Origin of the sequence: Shinella oryzae, from assembly GCF_023038235.1 — a bacterium.
In the GTDB taxonomy this organism is placed as follows: Bacteria; Pseudomonadota; Alphaproteobacteria; order Rhizobiales; family Rhizobiaceae; genus Shinella; species Shinella sumterensis.
Map to the genome: position 1 here is coordinate 965,443 of NZ_CP081987.1, position 18,817 is coordinate 984,259.

Genomic DNA, 18,817 nt, shown 5'->3' on the forward strand with positions numbered 1-18,817 from the left:
ATGGTTTGAGCGCACAATGCCCCTTAGGCGTGCTGCCATCCGGAAGTTCTTTTCCCGGATGTGCATAGTACATGCGGCTAAACAATGACAAGTGCGGCCTTAATCGCTGTCGGAACCGATCTGGATGTCGCCGATCGTGCGGAACATCAGGCGGGCCATGACCGACCAGTCGTTCGCGGCGGTATTGCTCTTGTCGCGCGTCTGTTCATAGGCGATCGAGAAGAGCGTGTCGCGGTCATCATAGGCGAAGCCGACGCCGTTGCGCGCGACGACCTTGTTGCTGATATCATAGGTGACGGAGCCGAAAACCGACCAATAGTCGCGGAACTTGAACGACGCCGTATTCTGGATCTCACTTGCCGTTTCGTCCGCGCCGTAGAGCGGCTGCGCAGCGATGCGCGTATAGGTTGTCGTCGTGCTGAAGCGGTCGTTCGTGAAGCCGAGTGACACATCGGAGCGGCGCAGCGACAGGTCGTCCTTGTCGAGGCGCGCGCCGGTGGTGAAGGTGATGCCGATCGGCAGATCGACGCCCGCCATGCCGACATAGTCGGAGCTATCCGTTTCAAGGCCGGAATTCGCGCCTGCATTGACCAGATCGGGTGTCGCGAAGGAATTCACGCCGCCGAGATGATAGGACTGGCCGACAATGCTGCGCAGCCGCATGCCGTTGTCGAACGTCCCGGTATAGCGCAGGCCGACATTGGCGCGGCTGCCGCCTTCGATCCGGTCGAAGCCCGAGAATTTGTCGCGCTCGAACAGGTTGGAGGCGTCGAAGACGAAGCTTTGCGCATCTTCGTTCGGCAGGCGGCCGGCAAGATCCTCGTCCGGACGCAGATAGATCTGCGCGATCGGCTCGAAAATGTGGCTCGACGAGTCGGTCGTGACGAGAATCGGGTAGCGGGCTTCCAGCCCCGCCGTCAGCATCGAGCGTGTTGCGCTGCCGGCCGTCTCGAAATCACCACCGTACCCGACCGGCGAACGGACGTCGAGGCGATGGACATCGCCGCGTGCGGCGAGCAGGGGCGTCAGCACCAGCCCGCCGGGCGCGATGAACTGGCGCTTCCATTCCACTTCGCTGGTGAACCGTGTCGAACCGCCTTCCAGACCCCCGAATCGTATTCCACCGGGAACAAGCCTGCTGTCGGTCAGGTCGCGATCGATATTGGTGAAGTTGGTCGTGACGGAAAGCTCGCCGCCGAGAACGGGCTCCGGGACGATATACTGGTGATCGAGAACCTGGGCGATAGCCTGCTTGCGCTCGGCTGTATTGTCGACATCGGCGTCCTGGACGTCGAAGTAGAACGCACGCAAATCGAAGCTGTTGCGGCGGTTCAGGCCCGTCAGATAGGCTTGGTTGACGTAGGTGCTGCTCCTGAAACGCTGGATGCTGTACGTGCGCGAGAAATTGTTGTCGCTCTGCAACATGGCATTCCAGCCGAACGCCCAGCGCGGATTGATCTGGAATCTGCCCGTCGTGCCGACCATGCCGCGCGTCGTCTCGAGCTGGTCGCTCGTCCCGGCGTTGAAGCGATCCGGATCCGACTGGTTGATGCCGGCGGCATGCAGCGTCACCATGCCGTTGTGAAAGCGCTTGCGGAACTCCGCTTCCATCAGGAAGCCCTGGCTGGTCAGGCCCGTCGGCGATAGCGTCGCATCCATGTCCGGAGCGATCGCGATATAATAAGGTGTCGTGACGCCGAAGCCGAGCTTCTGATCGAAGCGGAACTGCGGGAAGAGGAAGCCGGTTTTCCGCTTTACGGTATGATCGGGCACTTCCAGCACGGGAATATAAGCGACCGGCCTGCCGAACATCTCGAAGCGCGCATGCTCGAGACGAATCGTCTTGGTGCGGCCGTTCTGCACGACACGCTCCGCCTTGACCTCCCAAACGCCGCGATAGGTCGGATTGGTCGCGCAGGGCGTACAGGCGGTATAGACGGCGTGGTTGAGGATCATCTCCTCGTCATTGACGCGCTCGCCGCTCGTTGCGGCAAGCTTCGTCAGATCGGTCGTCTCGACGCGGACGGCATTGACGAAGCCGTTCGCGAAATCGTCCGACAGGTCCATTTCGTCGCCATAGAGGCGGTTGCCCGTCGGTTCGATCAGCTCGATATTACCGTAGGCCTTCACCCGGCCGGTCTTCTGGTCATAGACCACCTGGCGGGCGACCAGCTTGTAGCCGGCATAATTGATCTGAACGGCGCCGCGAGCGGTGACGGTCTCGTTGTCCCTGTTATAGACAACCTCGTTTGCCGCCAGAAGCAGCTTGCTGCCCTCAGGGACATTCGGCGCCATCGCATCGACGCGCGCGTTCTGGGAATATGCGGGGACTGCGGATGCGGACATGAGGGCGCACGCGGCCGCACCTGCAAGCAGGGCGGCTTTCGACCACCGATTCGTTTTGCGGGCGCCTGCCGCCACTAGCCGTCCTCCTGATGCAGAAGAATCGTCGCTCCCAAGGACATCGCGACGACCACTGGGAGCCAAGCCGCAACGAACGGAGGAACAACACCGCTGCTTCCGAATGCCTTCACAAGCACGGTGACGACATAAAGCATGAAGCCCGAAAGGATTCCACCCAGAATCACCGCACGCGATTGATTAAACCGGCTAAATTTCAGTGATACACAGGCGGCGATCAGCGTCATCGCAACCAGGAGAAGAGGCAGCGCCAGCATCGTGTGAAGCTGCGTTTCCATCGCGTGCGTCGGAAAGCCGAAGGATTTTGCCGCTTCGATTTTCCGTCCCAGATTGAAAAAGGCAATGGTTTCAGGCTTTTCAAGGCTCTCCTGAACGAATTCCTGTTTCAGGTTGGTACGAAGCTGTACCTCGTCGAGACGCACGGGCAATTCGCCGGCGCGCGTTTCGCGCACATTCTTAAGAAGCCAGTAACCATCTTCCAAAGTCGCCTGGTCTGCGTCCTGGCGAAGCGTGATGCGATTGTCGGTATCGAAGTGGATGACGGACACGTTCATCAGGCGCATTCCGCCGTCCAGAACCGCCTTTGCACCGATGATCGCCTGGTCGTTGCCGTAGATCTGGCGCAGCCACGGAACGGCGGTCTCGGAGCGCGCGGCATTGGTCGCACCCCACGACGCCTCGAACTCCTGCGCCTTCTTGCTGCCCCAGGCGGCGAGCGGGTTGATCGTCAGGATCGCGGCCACGCCGAACAGGAAGGCGCCGAGCAGGAACGGGCGAAGAAACTGCCATGCGGAAATGCCCGCGGCGCGGGTCACCACCAGCTCATAGCGCCGGTTGAGCGAGATCAGCGCGGCCATGCCGGCGAAGAGGGCGACGAAAGGCACCGTCTGCATGAGGATCATCGGGATGCGCAGCGCGGTGACCACGAGGCCCATCCCCAATGTATAGCCGGGCAGGCCGCCGACGCGATTGGACATCTCGCTGAAGTCGATGATGAAGACGAGCGCAAAGATGCCCAGCAGAAACCAGAGGGTAGTGACGATGTACCGGCGGAAGAAATAGAGATCGAGCGTGCGGATCATGGCTGCTTGCCTCCGCCGGGCAGGGCGCGGCTCTTCACGAAGCGCGACCGGAGCTTATCCACGACCTCCGTCAGCCGCTCGCCCGCCGAACTCGGAAGATCGAGGCTCTTGTTGCGTGCGAGATAACGGATCGCGATCGCTGCCGTCAGGAGCGGGATGATATACATGACGGGAATGAAATAGGCGGATTTTTCGGCGCTGTTGGAGGCGTAGAAACTCGCCCAGCGCACGAAGAGCGCCGTCAGGAGCGCCGTCACCATCGGATGCAGCCGTGCTTCGCGGTGCGAGCGCGCGTCGCCGCTCACCACCAGCGCGATCAGGCCGAAGACGGCCGGAAACAGCCATTCAGTGAAACGGCGGTGCAGCTCGGCGCTGAAGGCCAGCGGGTTGTTCTTGTAGTGCGTATCCGCGGGATCGGGATTGAGCAGGTAGGCGAGGTCGCGATCCTTCGGGCGGATGTTCGCCGTGCCCGCGCTCTGCGTCAGGTCGGCGAGGTCGAAGGCGTAGGAATCGAACTTGATGATCGAGACGCTTCCGTCGGGAAGCTTGCGGTGCACTTCACCGTCCTTCATCACCAGCGCCGCGCTGTTCTCGTCCACCGCGCCTTCACGGGCATAATAGATCATCTCGAAGCGCGGATCGCGCGTGTCGGCAACGAAGAGACCGTGCAGCACGCCGCCGTTGCGGCGTTCCGCCACCTGCACATAGAGGCCGTCGGTCACCTTGCGGAACGTGTTTTCCTGCACGACCGAGGAGAGCATGTCCGCATTGGCGGTGGCGATCATCTGGCGCACGGCCATGCGCGAATAGGGCTCGACGAAATTGTCCACGGCGAAGGAGGCGACGCTCGTGGCCATGGCGAGGATCATGACCGGCTTAATGATGGTCATGCGCGAACTACCGGCGGCGTTCAGCACGGTCAGTTCCGAATCGCTGTTCATCACCGTCAGCGTCTGCGCCACGCCGATGACCAGCGCGAAGGGCAGGATGATCGGGATGACCGAGGGAAGGATGAGCGTCGCGAGCCGCAGGAAGGCGAAGATAGACTGACCGCTGTCGGTGACGAGATTGACGCTGGTCAGCGCCTGCGTGACCCAGACGATGCCGATCAGCGGCAGAAGGGTTGCCGCGAACATGAGCGACGCCCGCCGCAGGATATAGCGCTCGATCAGTTTCATCGTTCAGTCCGCGTGGTCCAAAGGCGGCTCCGGTCAGCGCCCCCTGGCGCCCCTCTGCGGAACTGCAATGGGCATATAAGCTTTCTTGAGGCTGACGCCATACCCCAGGAGTCTCCACCCGGATGGAAAATTTATGGCGAACAAGCGTGGTTAACGTTCTCTAAACAACCGAACGCATCTTGCCAAGCGCTGCAAAAGCGACAAGGAGTCGATGTCATCGCGGGCTTTGCCCGCCCCGCCGGCGGGTTCCGGCGTCACATGCGGAGTAAGTCATGGCATCCAGGTTCGACATCGGTTTCGCAAAGACGGCACGCGCTTCGGGCGGCGTCGCAATCCTCCTGCAGGCCGCCGGCCAGCCGGCCGCAGGGCTGGCGGATGTCGACCCGGGCAATGTCGTGGGACGCGCGGCCGACGTGGCGAAATTCACCGGCAAGGCGCTGAAGAGCCTGGACGTTCTCGCCCCCCACGGCGCCCCGGTCGATCGCATCCGCGTGCTCGGCCTCGGCGAGGCGGACCGGCTCGTTGCGCATGACTGGTTGAAGGCCGGCGGTGCCGCCGCCGCCAAGATCGGCCGGGCCGACAAGGTCACCGTCTATCTCGATGCACCCGGCGTCACGGTCAGCGCGCGCAACGCCGCCGATTTCGCGCTGGGCATGCAGCTCGGCGCCTACAGCTTCGATACCTACAAGACGAAGAAGGGCGACGAAGACGACGCAAAGCCCGGCAAGCCGGTGAAGGTGACGCTCGTCACCGCCGCCGCCAGCGCCGCAAAGAAGGCCAGCGAGGTCTCCGACGCCGTCGCCGAGGGCGTGATCCTCGCCCGCGACCTCGTCAACGAGCCGGCCAACGTGCTCGGCCCCGTCGAGTTCGCGGCCCGCGCCAAGGCGCTGGAAAAGCTGGGCGTCGAGGTGGACATCCTCACCGAGCGCGAAATGAAGAAGCTCGGCATGGCAGCCCTTCTCGGTGTCGCGCAGGGCTCCGTTCGCCCGCCGCGCCTTGCGGTCATGCACTGGAAGGGCGGCAAGGAGAAGGATCGTCCGATCGCCTTCATCGGCAAGGGCGTGGTGTTCGATACCGGCGGCATCTCCATCAAGCCGGCCGCCGGCATGGAGGACATGAAGGGCGACATGGGCGGCGCTGCCGCCGTCATCGGCCTCATGCACACGCTTGCCGCGCGCAAGGCGAAGGCCAATGTCATCGGCATCATCGGCCTTGTGGAAAACATGCCCGACGGCAATGCGCAGCGCCCCGGCGACATCGTGAAATCCATGTCGGGCCAGACCATCGAGGTCATCAACACCGATGCCGAAGGCCGGCTCGTGCTGTGCGATGCGCTCTGGTACTGCAACGAGACCTTCAAGCCGCAGTTCATGGTCAACCTTGCCACGCTGACCGGCGCCATCATGGTCGCGCTCGGCAGCCACCACGCGGGCCTGTTCTCGAACGACGATACGCTCGCCACGCGCCTCACCGCGGCGGGTCTCGCCACCAACGAGCGCCTGTGGCGCATGCCGCTCGGGCGCGAATACGACAAGATGATCGACAGCAAGTTCGCCGACATGAAGAACACCGGCGGCCGTTATGCGGGATCGATCACCGCCGCCCAGTTCCTGCAGCGCTTCGTCAAGGATACGCCCTGGGCGCATCTCGACATTGCGGGAACGGCGATGGGCTCTCCGACGGACGAGATCAACCAGTCCTGGGCCTCGGGCTTCGGCGTGCGGCTGCTCGACGAGCTCGTGCGTGCGAATTACGAGGGATGAGGTGAGCGAGGTCCTCTTCTATCACCTGACCGAATCGAAGCTCGAGGATGCGCTGCCGCCGCTCCTCGACAAGAGCCTGGAGCGCGGCTGGCGCGTCGTCGTGCAGGCGGGCGATGCCGAACGGCGCGACGCCATCGATACCCATCTGTGGACGTTCCGCGAGGACAGCTTTCTGCCGCACGGCACCGACGAGCAGGCCTTCGCCGCCGACCAGCCGGTGCTGGTGACGGCAACGCCCGACAATGCGAACGCCGCGAATGTGCGTTTCATCGTCGCCGGCGCGGTTCCGCCGCCGCTCGACGCCTATGAGCGCGTGATCTTCATGTTCGACGGCTACGACCAGGCGGAGGTCGAGACCGCGCGCGAGCACTGGAAGCGCCTGAAAGGCGAGGGGCACCAGCTCACCTACTGGCAGCAGGACACCGACGGGCGCTGGACGAAGAAGGCCTGACGCTCAGCGTCCGGCCGCCGCGCCGTCATAGGCCCTCTGGGCGTTCAGCACCGAATCCATGTGCCGCTCCGCCCAGTGGGCGATGGCGGCGACCGTTTCCTTCAGCGTCGCGCCGAGCGGCGTCAGCGCATATGCGACGGTGACGGGGACGGTCGGATGGACCGTGCGCGAGATGAGCCCGTCGCGCTCCAGCTTCTTCAGGGTCTGCGACAGCGCCTTCTGCGAGATGCCCTTGATGTCGCGCTTGAGATGGTTGAAGCGCATCGGCTCGTGCTTCACCCGGTCGAGAATGAGCAGCGCCCATTTGTCGGCGAGCCGGTCGAGGACCTGCCGCGTCGGGCAGTTTTCCTCATAGATATCATAGATATACGCCATCGTTTCGTGACCTCGTCCGGGCGTCGGTATCCAGGAGGAAACTACCGGAGTTCAAAGTGCCTCCTTACGCCGATCTTCTTTTTTCATTACGTATCATTTCGAAAGCAAGTTTCCAAATGATACTTAGGAGAGAGAAATGGCAGGTAAAATTCTGGTTCTCGGCGCCACCGGCAATGTCGGCACGCCGCTGGTCAAGGCGCTCGTCGCGAAGGGCGAAAGCGTGAAGGCGGCGTCCCGCTCGGGCAAGGCCGTGGCGGGTGCGGAGGGCGTCGCCTTCGACTATGCCGATCCCGCGACGTTCGGCCCGGCTTTCGACGGCGTCGACCGCGCCTATGTCATGCTGCCGGCGGGCTATGTGAACGCCACGGAGCTGCTGCTTCCCGTCATCGCGGCGGCCGCGGCGCGCAAGGTGAAGGTGGTGTTCCAGAGCGCCATCGGCGTCGATGCGGATGACGACATTCCCTATCGCCAGGTGGAGATCGCGCTCGAAAAATCCGGCACGCCCTATGTCATCCTGCGGCCGAACTGGTTTTCCGACAATTTCCACACCTACTGGAAGGCCGGCGTCGACCATGGCACGATCGCCGTGGCGGCGGGCGAGGGCAGGTCGAGCTTTGTCGATGCGCGCGACATCGCCGAAAGCGCGGCGGCGGCCCTGACCTCGACGGCCTTCGACGGCCAGGCCTTCGTTCTGACCGGGCCGGAGGCGCACAGCTATGCCGAGGCGGCGAAGATCCTGTCGGACGTGGTCGGCAGGCCGATCGCCTATCAGGCCGTCGACGACGCAACCTTCGTCGGCATGCTCACGGGCGCCGGCGTGCCCGCCGACTATGCCGATTTCCTTGCCGCCATCCTGTACCCGGTCCGCGAGGGCTGGACGGCACCGGTCACCGATGCGGTGGAGACGCTGACCGGCCACGCGCCGCGTTCGCTTGCCACCTATGCCGCCGACAACGCCGCGGCGCTGAAGGCCTGAAGGACGGCCGGGCGGCAGCTGCGGCTGCCGCCTTCCTCGCGATGCCGGCAGGCCTCCCATCTTGCGGAAACCTGTTCATGGGTATATACCCGAGAAATGACCAAGGATCTCTGCCACTGCATTTTGCTGCGCAAGGCGTCACGCAGGGTCTCGTCCTACTATGACGAGGCGCTGGCCCCGCTTGGCGTGAACATCGCCCAGTTCAGCCTTCTCAGGAACATCAACCGCATGGCGCCGGTGTCGCTCACGGATCTGGCCGCCCGGGTCGAACTCGACCGCTCGACCGTCGGCCGCAATGCCAAGGTGCTGGAGCGCATGGGGCTGGTGGAGATCCGTCCCGGCAAGGATCAGCGCGAGGCGACGCTTCTGGTCAGCGCGCCGGGCAAGGCGATCCTGCTTGAAGGGGCGCCGCTCTGGGATCGCGTGCAGGCCGATATCGAAACCCGCCTGGGCGCGGATGGCGTCGGCCGGCTGCGGGATCTCCTCGCGGCGCTGTGACTTTTTTGCTTTTAAAAGGGTATATACCCGCAATTCCACCGCGACGCCGGTGCTGACGAAAGGGACGTGACGATGGTTTCGGCAAATGTCGCCAGATGGATGGCGGCCAGGAATGTGCACTATGGCTGGGTGGTGGCCGCGACCACCTTCCTCACCATGCTGGCGACGGCCGGCGCCATGGGCTCGGCGGGCGTGATGATCCAGCCGCTGCACCAGGAGTTCGGCTGGGACATCGCCGATATCTCCTCCGCCATGGCCGTTCGGCTCGTGCTCTTCGGCCTGCTCGGCCCCTTCGCAGCCGCCTTCATGAACCATTTCGGCATCCGTCAGGTCGTGGCTGCGGCGCTGTCGCTCATCATGGGCGGCATCGTTCTGTCCTTCTTCATGACCGAGGTCTGGCAATTGCTGCTGCTGTGGGGCGTCGTCATCGGTGTGGGCACCGGCATGACGGCGCTGGTGCTCGGCGCCACCGTCGCCACCCGCTGGTTCTCCAAGCGCCGCGGCCTCGTCGTCGGCCTGATGACGGCGAGCAACGCGACGGGCCAGCTCGTCTTCCTGCCGCTGCTCGCCGCCCTCACGGAAGCCTATGGCTGGCGCACGGCGCTCACGCTCTCCGTCGCCGTCATCGCCACGGCCATGGTGCTCGTCCTCCTCCTGATGCGCGATCACCCGGCCGATGTCGGTCTTCCGGCCTATGGCGAAACGGCGGTCGTCGCGCCGCCCCGGCAGGATCACAAGCTTGGGGCCACGCTGCTCGCACCGCTCGTCACGTTGAAGAGCGTCTCTGGCAATCCGGTTTTCTGGGTGCTGTTCGGCACGTTCTTCGTCTGCGGCCTCTCGACCAACGGCCTGATCCAGACGCACTGGATCTCGATCTGCGGCGATTTCGGCATGGCGGCCGTCACGGCGGCAAGCACGCTCGCGGTTATCGGCGTGTTCGATTTCTTCGGCACCGTCTTCGCCGGCTGGCTGTCGGATCGCTACGACAACCGCGTCCTGCTGTTCTGGTTCTACGGCCTGCGCGGCCTGTCGCTGCTCTATCTGTCCATCTCGGGCTTCAGCTTCGTGGAACTGTCGGTCTTCGCCGTTTTCTACGGCCTCGACTGGGTCGCCACCGTGGCGCCGACGGTCAAGCTGGCGGCCGAGAATTTCGGCCGCGAGAAGGCCGGCCTGGTGTTCGGCTGGGTCTTCGCCGGCCACCAGCTTGGTGCAGCCACCGCCGCCTTCGGCGCCGGCTACCTCAAAAGCGACTTTAACACCTATATGCCGGCGCTGCAGATCGCGGGGCTGATGTGCATCCTCGCCGCGCTGTCGGTGATGCTGCTCAAGCGCCCTCAGCCGCGCCCGCTTGCCGCACAGGCTTGAACAAAAAGGCCCGCCGAAGCGGGCCTTTTCTCAATCGTGAAAAGCGTCGACGAACTTGCGCCGCCCCAGCATGAAGGCATCCGCCACGTGGCGCAGCGGCGCCAGGTCGACATCCGAGCGCCCCGCCTTGATGATCTCCGCAAACCGCTTGTAGAGCATCGGATATTCCTGTTCCGGCTCGTCATGCACGAGCTTGCCGTCGATGGAAAGCTTTGCGCCGCCTTCCGACAGCACCATCTCGCCGGCCTCGGTCTGGGCCACGATGTCCCAGCTCTGCTTGCCCGTCTGGCGCCAGTCGAACGCGGCCTTGAGGTCGAGGCCCTTCGCGTCGGTGAAGGTGATGGCGGCGGCGATCGGCGCGTCACGGTTCTCAGGGAATTCCAGCGTGGCCTCGGTGATGAAGACCGGTCGCGGCAGGATGTGGGTGACGATCGACAGCGCGTTGATGCCGGGATCGAACACGCCCAGGCCGCCCGCCTGCCAGATCCAGTCCTGGTTCGGGTGCCAGTGGCGCACGTCTTCCTTCCAGATCACCTGCATGGAGCGGATCGTCGTGCCGGCGAGGAAACTCTTTGCGGCCTCCACGGCCGGCGCATAGCGCGAATGCCAGCTGGCGAAGAGGGAAAGCCTCTTGGAGGCTGCCAGCGCCTCGAGGTCGGCCACTTCCGAAAGCGTCGCACCCGGCGGCTTTTCCAGGAAGACGTGTTTGTCGGCCGAAAGCGCCTTCTCGGCAGCCTCGTAGCGGTATTGCGGCGGCATGCAGAGCGACACGGCGTCGATCGCGGGCACGGCCGCAAGCATCTCGTCGATCGACTTGAAATTGTCGATGCCGTCGACCACGCCATGCCGGCTTGCGGCGGCGATCAGCGTGTAATCGCCATTCTTGGCGACGGCCGGAAGATGCTGGTCGCGCACGATCTTGCCGACGCCGACGATTGCGAGATTGATCGGTGCCATGTCTCCACCCTCATTTGTATGATGATTGCGCCGCTGTTTTAGCAGAACCCGTTGCCGCGGCAAGGCGTCATCGTGGCGATAACTGCCTATTCCTTATGCACCACGTCTGCGGCCCGCCGCGCGGCATTCGTCTTTTGTCTAATAAGTGTGGTGCCACTCCGGTTTCTGACTTGCAAGCGTCGATGAAATTGGCACTCTGGCCGGGCTGGGCACACAGAAGAAGATGCCACGCGGGGAGGATTATTTCATGAAGACACTGCTGGTTTTCAGCCGGCTGATCGATGCTGTCACGGAAAGTGTCGGCAAGGCGGTCGGCTGGCTCATCCTGATTGCCGTACTCGTCAGCGCCGGCAATGCCGTCGTGCGCAAGGCATTCAACATATCGTCGAACGCCTGGCTCGAGGCGCAATGGTACCTGTTCGGTGGCGCCTTCATGCTGGCCGCCGCCTATACGCTGGCGCAGAACGAACATATCCGCATCGACGTGGTCTACGGCAAGTTCTCCCGCCGGGTGCAGCACTGGATCGACCTGCTCGGCCATTGCCTGTTCCTGATGCCTTTCGTGCTGCTGATGATCTATTACCTCCTGCCCTATGTGCTGATGTCCTATCGCTCGGGCGAGGGCTCCTCCAGTGCTGGTGGCCTCATCGTCTGGCCCGCCAAGGCCATCCTGCTCGCGGGCTTCCTGCTTCTGGCCGCCCAGGGCGTGTCGGAAATCATCAAGAAGATCGCGATCATGCGCGGCGACATGGACGATCCCACGCCCTATGTGCCCACGCACGCGCCGCTCGATACGGCCATTGCCGAGGAGAAGGGCGCATGATCGAGTTCATCGCTGACAACCTCGCACCGATCATGTTCGTGTCGCTGATCGTGTTCCTCCTGCTCGGCTATCCCGTGGCCTTCTCGCTGGCGGCAAACGGTCTGCTCTTCTTCGTCATCGGCGTGGAACTCGCGCCGCTCTCCGATTCGATCAACCTCTCCTGGCCGCTGCTCAACGCGATGCCGGAACGGCTATGGGGGGTGATGTCGAACGACACATTGCTCGCCATCCCCTTCTTCACCTTCATGGGCATCGTGCTCGAACGGTCCGGCATGGCCGAGGACCTGCTCGACACGATCGGCCAGCTCTTCGGGCCGATTCGCGGCGGCCTGGCCTATGCGGTCATCTTCGTCGGCGCGCTGCTTGCGGCCACCACCGGCGTCGTCGCCGCCTCGGTCATCGCCATGGGCCTCATCTCGCTCCCCATCATGCTGCGCTACGGCTATGACCGGTCGATCGCCTCGGGCGTCATTGCCGCTTCGGGCACGCTCGCGCAGATCATCCCGCCGTCGCTCGTGCTGATCGTGCTCGCCGACCAGCTCGGCCGCTCCGTCGGCGACATGTATGCCGGCGCGCTGATTCCCGGCCTGGTCCTGACCGGGCTCTACATGCTCTACATCCTGATCATGACGTTCCTGAAGCGGGATTCCATGCCGGCCCTGCCGCTGGAGGCGCGCTCGCTCGGGCCGGGCGTGACATCGCTGATCGTCGCGCTCGCCGTGGCGGCGGGCATCGCCTATGCCGCGCACGTCTATCTATACCCGACACATGGCGAGAATGCCGATATCCTCGGCGGCACGGTCGGCGTCATCTTCATCTATATCGTGGCGCTGGCCGACAAGGGCCTGAACATCAACATGATGTCGCGGCTCGCCCAGCAGGTCATCATCGTGCTGATCCCGCCGCTGGCGCTGATCTTCCTGGTGCTCGGCACGATCTTCCTCGGCATCGCCACGCCCACGGAAGGCGGCGCGATGGGTGCGGTCGGCGCGCTGATCATGGCGGCGGCAAAGGGCCGGCTCAATATGGATGTCATGCGCTCGGCGCTGGCCGCCACCACGCGCCTCTCGTCCTTCGTGCTGTTCATCCTCATCGGTGCGCGCGTCTTCTCGCTCACCTTCTACGGCGTGAACGGGCACCTGTGGGTCGAACACCTGCTGGTCTCGATGCCGGGCGGCGAGACGGGCTTCCTGATCGCGGTGAACGTTCTGGTCTTCTTCCTGGCGTTCTTCCTCGATTTCTTCGAGCTCGCCTTCATCATCGTGCCGCTGCTCGCACCCGCAGCAGACAGGCTCGGTATCGATCTCATCTGGTTCGGCGTGCTGCTCGGCATCAACATGCAGACGAGCTTCATGCATCCGCCCTTCGGCTTCGCGCTGTTCTACCTGCGCTCGGTCGCCGCCAAGATACCCTATCTCGACAAGGTCACCGGCAAGCGGATGGAACCCGTCACCACCGGCCAGATCTACTGGGGCGCGGTGCCCTTCGTCGGCATCCAGATCCTGATGGTGGCGCTGACCATCATGTTCCCGGGCATGGTCATGCACTACAAGGGCGAGGGCAGCGGCGTCGATCCCGCCACGATCAAGATCGAGGTGCCCGGCTTCGGCGGCAGCGGCGGCGGTCTCGGCCTGCCGGACAATGGCGGCGGCCTCGGATTGCCCGGCGGCCTGCAACTGCCCGCCGGCAACCCGCTGGACGGCGGCGGTGCGCAGCAGCCGGCCGAAGGTGGCCAGCAAGGCACCGAACAGAAACCCGCCACCGACCTCTCAAGCCCGCCGTCGTTCAACTGAACGGCCTTGCCGAATTCGCATTGATGATGCCGATGGACCGCCTGTAACCTCGTTGCAGGCGGTCCTTCTTCCTATCCCGCCGCCGCGAAAGGTATATCGATGCGCTTCGTAAACCCCATCCCGTTCGTTAAGGACATCGCCCGTTCGAAGGCGTTCTACGAATCACGCCTCGGCCTGCAAGTGGTGAAGGATTTCGGCAGCTTCGTGCTTTTCGAGACGGGCTTTGCGATCCATGAGGGCGCGGCGCTGGAACGGACGGTGTGGGGCCGGGCGTCGTCGGAGCAGCCAAAATATGGGCGAAGAAACCTTCTGCTCTATTTCGAGCACGACGACGTCGATGCCGCATTCGAGCGCATCGCACCGCATGTCGAACTGATCCACGCCGTCGAGCGGCAGGCATGGGGACAGCGCGTGTTCCGCTTCTACGATCCCGACGGGCACGCCGTCGAGATTGGCGAACCTCTGGGCGGCGGCTCTAGTTAAATGTCTGCCGAGGTCGGCCAGCAGGGGCCGAACAGAAAGTCGCGACCGACCTGTCAAGCCCGCGGTCGTTCAATTGACGGAGAGGTTCGGCAGGCCGGATGAGGGGCAACGCAAAGGCCGCCACGTCCGACGGTACTCAAACAAACAGAAACCCCGGAGCGTCGCCACTCCGGGGTTTTCCATGCCGTCCGATACCCTCCCTTACAGCTTGTTGGCGCGCTGCTGGAGCATCATGAAGGTGTCGTAGTTGTATTCGGCGATCTGGAGGTTGAGGTAATATTCGCCGCGGAAGGCCTTGATGGAGTCCCAGATCTTCTTGAAGGTCGGGTTTGCGGCTTCCATTTCCGCATAGACCTCGTTGGCGGCGTCGAAGCAGGCCGAGAGGATCTCCTGGCTGAACGGGCTGAGCTTGGCGCCGGCCGCGACGAGGCGCTTGATCGCCGGCGGGTTCAGCCAGTCGTATTTCTGCAGCATGTCGGCGTCGGTCGCCTGGCAGGCGGTGCGCAGCAGCGACTGGTAGTTCTTGGGAAGTCCTTCAAAGGCCGCCTTGTTGAACAGCGCATGCACCGTCGGGCCGCCCTCCCAGAAGCCGGGATAGTAGTAGTAGGGCGCCACCTTCACGAAGCCGAGCTTCTCGTCGTCATAGGGCGTGGTCCATTCGGCGGCGTCGATAGTGCCCTTTTCCAGCGCCGGATAGATGTCGCCGCCGGCGATCTGCTGCGGCACGACGCCGAGCTTTTCCACGACCTTGCCGGCGAAGCCGCCGATGCGCATCTTCAGGCCCTGGAGGTCGGCGACGGTCTTGATCTCCTTGCGGAACCAGCCACCCATCTGCACGCCGGTATTGCCGCCGGGATAACCGACCAGGCCCTGCGTGGCCAGGAACTCGTTGAACAGGTCGATGCCGCCGCCATGGTATTGCCAGGCGTTCATGCCGCGCGCGTTGAGCGCGAAGGGCACGGCCGCACCCAGCGCCCAGACCGGATCCTTGCCCCAGTAGTAATAGGAGACGGTGTGGCAGGCCTCGACCGTGCCGGCAGATGCAGCGTCTGCCGCCTGCAGGCCGGGGACGATTTCGCCGGCCGCGAAGACCTGGATCTGGAAATTGCCGTCCGTCGCTTCGGACACGTATTTCGACAGCACCTCCGCGCCGCCATAGATCGTATCGAGCGATTTCGGGAATGACGAGGCGAGCCGCCAGTTGACCTTCGGGTTGCTTTGCGCGAGGGCCGGCGCAGCGAGCACGGCGGAGGCTGCGCCGCCCACACCTGCGACACCGGCTTTCTTGATGAACGAACGGCGATCCATGGTTTCCTCCCAGTGACGGGCAGGGCTCCTCAACCCCACCCTATGTGACCGGGAAAGCTAACCATGCCGGGATGCGCGTTTCAAGCGAAGATGGGGCAGGACAAATCCCGCCCGCTACGACTTTCGTCTTAGACGACGGACTGCCGAACACCCCGGTTTTGCAGGCGTCAGGCGGAGCCGGCCGGGCGGGTCAGCCGGCCATCGCCTCTTCGTACTCGGCCGACAGCTCCAGCCATTGCTCCTCGGCCTCGTTGAGCCTGTCGGCGGCCATGGCGCGCAGCTTGGCCTTCTCGGCGGCCTTGGCCGGGCTCTTCTCGTAGAGCGCGGGGTCCGCAAGTTCCGCATCAAGCAGTTGAATCTGCTTGTTCAGTTTCGCCGTCAGGGATTCGATTTCGTTGATCTTTTTCTTGAGCGGCGCAAATTGCGCGCGCCGGTCGGCATTGGCCTTGCGCTGGTCGGCCTTGTTGGCGGTGTCGCCGCCCGCCGCCGGCTTGTCCTTGTCGTCCCGCTTGCCGGATTGCACGATGAGGCCGCGATAATCCTCCATGTCGCCTTCGAAGGCCTTTACGGTGCCGTTGTTGACCAGCCACAGCCGGTCGACGGTGGCCTCGATCAGGTGCCGGTCGTGCGAGATGAGGATGACGGCGCCCTCGTAATCGTTCAGCGCCTCGATCAGTGCGCGGCGGCTGTCGATGTCGAGATGGTTGGTCGGCTCGTCGAGAATGAGCAGGTTCGGCGCGTCGAAGGCGGCAAGGCCCATGAGGAGGCGCGCCTTTTCGCCACCCGACAGGTCCTTGGCGGGCGTGGACATCTTCTCCGTCGCAAGCCCCATCTGGGCGACGCGGGCGCGCACCTTGGCTTCCGGCGCCTCCGGCATCAGCCGGCGCACATGCTCGACGGGCGACTGGTCGGGAATGAGATCGTCCAGCTGGTGCTGCGCGAAGAAGCCGATCTTCAGCCCCGGCGCCCGCTTCACCACACCCGATTCTGCCTCCAGCCGGCCCGAGATGAACTTGGCGAAGGTCGACTTGCCGTTGCCGTTCGAGCCCAGCAGCGCGATGCGGTCGTCATTGTCGATGCGCAGGTTGATCTGCCTGAGGATCGGCTTGCCCGGCGCATAGCCCACCGCGCCGCCCTCGATGGCGATGATCGGCGAGGCCGGCTGCTTTTCCGGCTCGGGGAAGGTGATCGGCTGCACATGGGTCTCGATGACGGCGGCCACCGTGCCCATGCGCTCCAGCGCCTTGATGCGGCTTTGCGCCTGCCGCGCCTTCGTCGCCTTCGCGCGGAAGCGATCGATGAAGCTTTGAAGATGCTTGCGCGCGGCGTCGTTCTTGGCCTTCGCCTTCATCTGCAATTCGTCGTTCTCGGCCTTCTGGCGCTCGAACTGGTCGTAGGAGCCGCGGTAGAAGGTCAGCTTCTGCTGGTCGAGATGCACGATGGCGTTGACGGCGGTGTTGAGCAGGTCGCGGTCGTGGCTGATGATGATCACGCTGTGCGGATAGCGCCGCACATAGTCTTCCAGCCACAGCGTGCCTTCGAGGTCGAGATAGTTCGTCGGCTCGTCGAGCAAAAGCAGGTCCGGCTCGGAAAACAGCACGGCCGCCAGCGCCACGCGCATGCGCCAGCCGCCGGAAAAGCTTTTCGCGGGCCGCTGCTGCGCCTCGTGGTCGAAGCCGAGACCGGCAAGAATGCTGGCCGCGCGCGCCTCGGCCGAATGCGCGCCGATATCGGTGAGCCGCGTCTGGATTTCCGCAATGCGGTGCGGATCGCTGGCCGTCTCCGCCTCCTTGAGAAGGGCGGCGCGTTCCCTGTCGGCGGCCAGCACGATCTCGATCAGCGCATCGTCCGTGCCCGGGGCTTCCTGCGCCACCTGGCCGATGCGCGCGTTCTTCGGCAGCGTGATCGTCCCGGCCTCCGGCGAGAGCGCGCCGGTGATGATGCGAAACAGCGTGGACTTGCCGGTGCCGTTGCGCCCGACGAGACCCGCCTTCGTGCCGGAAGGCAGCGAGAGCGACGCGTTGTCGATGAGGAGACGCCCGGCGATGCGGGCGGTGAGGCCGGAAATCGTGATCATGGCGGGTCTATAACCAAATCCCGCGAAAGTGCGAAGCGGTTTTGCGCGCGCGGCGCCGTCTCAGGCGGCGGCGCCGCCGCGATAGGTGCGGCCGGCCCGCTCGGCCACCTCCGCGGAGTAGATGCGCAGCGCCATCCCCGTCTCCGACGCATAGGCCAGCGCCTGGTCGGCCTGTTCGCAGAGCATCACGGGCGTCTTTGCCGAATCGGTCATCGAGAGACCGGCCGTCAGCGTCAGGAAGCCCGCCGGCAGTTCGCGGTCGAGGAAGGGAAACGCCATGTCCGCCACCTTGTCGGCCATCCGCCGGGCGATACCGGCGGCGATCTCGCGCGTCACGTCGCTGAGCAGCAGGCAGAAGAGGTCCGGCCCGGTGCGCGCGACGAGGTCGTTCCTCTTCACCGACTGGCGGAAGAGGGTGGCCAGCCGCTTCACCGTCTTCTCGTCCGCCCCGGCGGCGTGGCTGTCGGCAAATTCCCGCAGCCGCTCGACGCGGAACACCAGCAACGCGCACGTGCCCGCCGCCGCCTTGTCCTCGAAGATGCCCTTGAGATGGCCGAGCAATGCGGCCTGGTTGGCAAGCCCCGTCACCGGGTCGTGGGTCAGCGCCTCGCGGCTTGTGACGAGGCCTAAGCGCAGGCTGTCGAGGTGGGATTGCAGGTCGCCGATGCGCGAGGACGCCATCCGGTCGGTGCCGAGAATATCCTGCATGAGGGAAAGAAGCCGCGTCGCATCGCTGGCGAAATCCGAAATGCCAAGCACCGGGTCACGCTTCATGCGGGCGGCGATTTCCTCCAGTTCCTGTACGGCGACGGCGCGCTGACGCTGGCTCTCCTCGGCTGTTTTGGCGATCTCGCAGAGCACGCGCACGGCGTCCTCGGCCGCCTTGCCGGCCGCCAGCGCATTGTGGCTGGGCAACGCATGCCGTAGCGCGATGGCGTCGAGCGAAAGCTGGTCGGGCGTCCTGCCCAGCGCCGCGATCTCCCGCGCCACGCCGGCATTGCCGTTCAGCGCTTCGAACAACAGCTCGTAATTGCGCGGAAGCGCTGCGATGCCGAGGGTCGCCATCAGCTGCGCGATGCGCGCCGCGATCGGCGGAACGGCCTGTTGTGTGTCCTTGGAAGCGGTGGACGCCTTGCTGTTCATGAAACGCCGTCGGGTTCGGCGCGGGCAGGTTTGCCCACGCGCAGGAATTGTCGGCGTAACTATCGGATTGTGCGGTTAATTTTACGTTCGCTCACGAACGATAGGCCGTCTCCTGACGATTGCC

At 64.2% G+C, this 18,817-nt stretch carries 16 protein-coding genes; 8 read left to right on the forward strand and 8 right to left on the reverse strand.

All coding sequences use genetic code 11. From position 1 onward, the window contains the following. Nucleotides 1-99 precede the first annotated feature (99 nt). Genes K6301_RS04750 through lptF form a run of 3 tightly spaced genes read right to left on the reverse strand, consistent with a single transcriptional unit; the run spans nt 100 to nt 4,681 of the window. Nucleotides 100-2,421 (reverse strand): LPS-assembly protein LptD, encoded by a 2,322-nt coding sequence (locus K6301_RS04750; RefSeq protein WP_343298940.1) that lies wholly within the window; start codon nt 2,419-2,421, stop codon nt 100-102. Next, nucleotides 2,421-3,503 carry an LPS export ABC transporter permease LptG gene (gene lptG, locus K6301_RS04755; RefSeq protein WP_160872642.1) on the reverse strand — a complete coding sequence of 361 codons (1,083 nt, stop codon included), beginning with the start codon at nt 3,501-3,503 and terminating at the stop codon, nt 2,421-2,423. Before lptG ends, K6301_RS04750 begins: the two co-directional genes overlap by 1 nt. After that, nucleotides 3,500-4,681 (reverse strand): LPS export ABC transporter permease LptF, encoded by a 1,182-nt coding sequence (gene lptF, locus K6301_RS04760; protein ID WP_247219601.1) that lies wholly within the window; start codon nt 4,679-4,681, stop codon nt 3,500-3,502. The genes lptG and lptF overlap by 4 nt, the downstream gene beginning before the upstream one ends. Before the next feature lie 272 nt (nt 4,682-4,953). On the opposite strand from lptF, the gene K6301_RS04765 reads away from it, so the two are divergent. Together K6301_RS04765 and K6301_RS04770 are read left to right on the forward strand one after the other, a co-directional pair. Then, a complete protein-coding gene (locus K6301_RS04765; RefSeq protein WP_247219602.1) occupies nt 4,954-6,444 on the forward strand; it encodes a leucyl aminopeptidase in 1,491 nt (496 codons plus the stop codon). A 1-nt stretch (nt 6,445) separates the two neighbouring features. Then, on the forward strand, nt 6,446-6,895 hold the full coding sequence (locus K6301_RS04770) for a DNA polymerase III subunit chi (protein WP_247219603.1): 450 nt from the start codon (nt 6,446-6,448) through the stop codon (nt 6,893-6,895). A gap of 3 nt (nt 6,896-6,898) precedes the next feature. Here K6301_RS04770 and K6301_RS04775 read toward each other — a convergent pair whose 3' ends face one another. Then, nucleotides 6,899-7,270, reverse strand: a complete 372-nt coding sequence (locus tag K6301_RS04775) for a winged helix-turn-helix transcriptional regulator (RefSeq protein WP_247219604.1) — start codon at nt 7,268-7,270, stop codon at nt 6,899-6,901. Between the two features lie 136 nt (nt 7,271-7,406). Here K6301_RS04775 and K6301_RS04780 point away from each other — a divergent pair, with 136 nt between their 5' ends. The 3 genes from K6301_RS04780 (at nt 7,407) to K6301_RS04790 (ending at nt 10,109) form a co-directional block, all read left to right on the forward strand. Next, nucleotides 7,407-8,246: an SDR family oxidoreductase gene (locus K6301_RS04780; protein WP_247219605.1), complete on the forward strand. Its 840-nt coding sequence runs from the start codon at nt 7,407-7,409 to the stop codon at nt 8,244-8,246. A 96-nt stretch (nt 8,247-8,342) separates the two neighbouring features. Then, nucleotides 8,343-8,744, forward strand: coding sequence for a MarR family winged helix-turn-helix transcriptional regulator (locus K6301_RS04785; protein ID WP_247219606.1), 402 nt, complete (start codon nt 8,343-8,345; stop codon nt 8,742-8,744). Nucleotides 8,745-8,816: 72 nt separating this feature from the next. Beyond that, a complete protein-coding gene (locus tag K6301_RS04790; protein ID WP_247220502.1) occupies nt 8,817-10,109 on the forward strand; it encodes an MFS transporter in 1,293 nt (430 codons plus the stop codon). Between the two features lie 30 nt (nt 10,110-10,139). Here K6301_RS04790 and K6301_RS04795 read toward each other — a convergent pair whose 3' ends face one another. Next, entirely contained in the window at nt 10,140-11,066 is a 927-nt protein-coding gene (locus K6301_RS04795) for a Gfo/Idh/MocA family protein (RefSeq protein ID WP_247219607.1), read from the reverse strand. 247 nt (nt 11,067-11,313) lie between these two features. Between K6301_RS04795 and K6301_RS04800 the strand changes: the two genes are divergently transcribed. The 3 genes from K6301_RS04800 to K6301_RS04810 all read left to right on the forward strand — a co-directional run bounded on the left by K6301_RS04800 (nt 11,314) and on the right by K6301_RS04810 (nt 14,165). Continuing rightward, on the forward strand, nt 11,314-11,889 hold the full coding sequence (locus K6301_RS04800) for a TRAP transporter small permease subunit (protein WP_247219608.1): 576 nt from the start codon (nt 11,314-11,316) through the stop codon (nt 11,887-11,889). After that, on the forward strand, nt 11,886-13,682 hold the full coding sequence (locus K6301_RS04805; RefSeq protein ID WP_247219609.1) for a TRAP transporter large permease: 1,797 nt from the start codon (nt 11,886-11,888) through the stop codon (nt 13,680-13,682). Before K6301_RS04800 ends, K6301_RS04805 begins: the two co-directional genes overlap by 4 nt. A gap of 99 nt (nt 13,683-13,781) precedes the next feature. After that, a complete protein-coding gene (locus K6301_RS04810) occupies nt 13,782-14,165 on the forward strand; it encodes a VOC family protein (protein ID WP_247219610.1) in 384 nt (127 codons plus the stop codon). Between the two features lie 201 nt (nt 14,166-14,366). On the opposite strand, the gene K6301_RS04815 is transcribed toward K6301_RS04810, so the two are convergent. From K6301_RS04815 to K6301_RS04825, 3 genes are all read right to left on the reverse strand, one after another. After that, the gene (locus K6301_RS04815) at nt 14,367-15,473 is read right to left on the reverse strand and encodes a TRAP transporter substrate-binding protein (RefSeq protein WP_247219611.1); all 1,107 of its coding nucleotides are present in this window, start codon (nt 15,471-15,473) and stop codon (nt 14,367-14,369) included. Nucleotides 15,474-15,663: 190 nt separating this feature from the next. Beyond that, nucleotides 15,664-17,550, reverse strand: coding sequence for an ABC-F family ATP-binding cassette domain-containing protein (locus K6301_RS04820; protein WP_247219612.1), 1,887 nt, complete (start codon nt 17,548-17,550; stop codon nt 15,664-15,666). Between the two features lie 60 nt (nt 17,551-17,610). After that, nucleotides 17,611-18,693, reverse strand: a complete 1,083-nt coding sequence (locus tag K6301_RS04825; protein ID WP_247219613.1) for a GGDEF domain-containing protein — start codon at nt 18,691-18,693, stop codon at nt 17,611-17,613. Between the last annotated feature and the right edge of the window lie 124 nt (nt 18,694-18,817).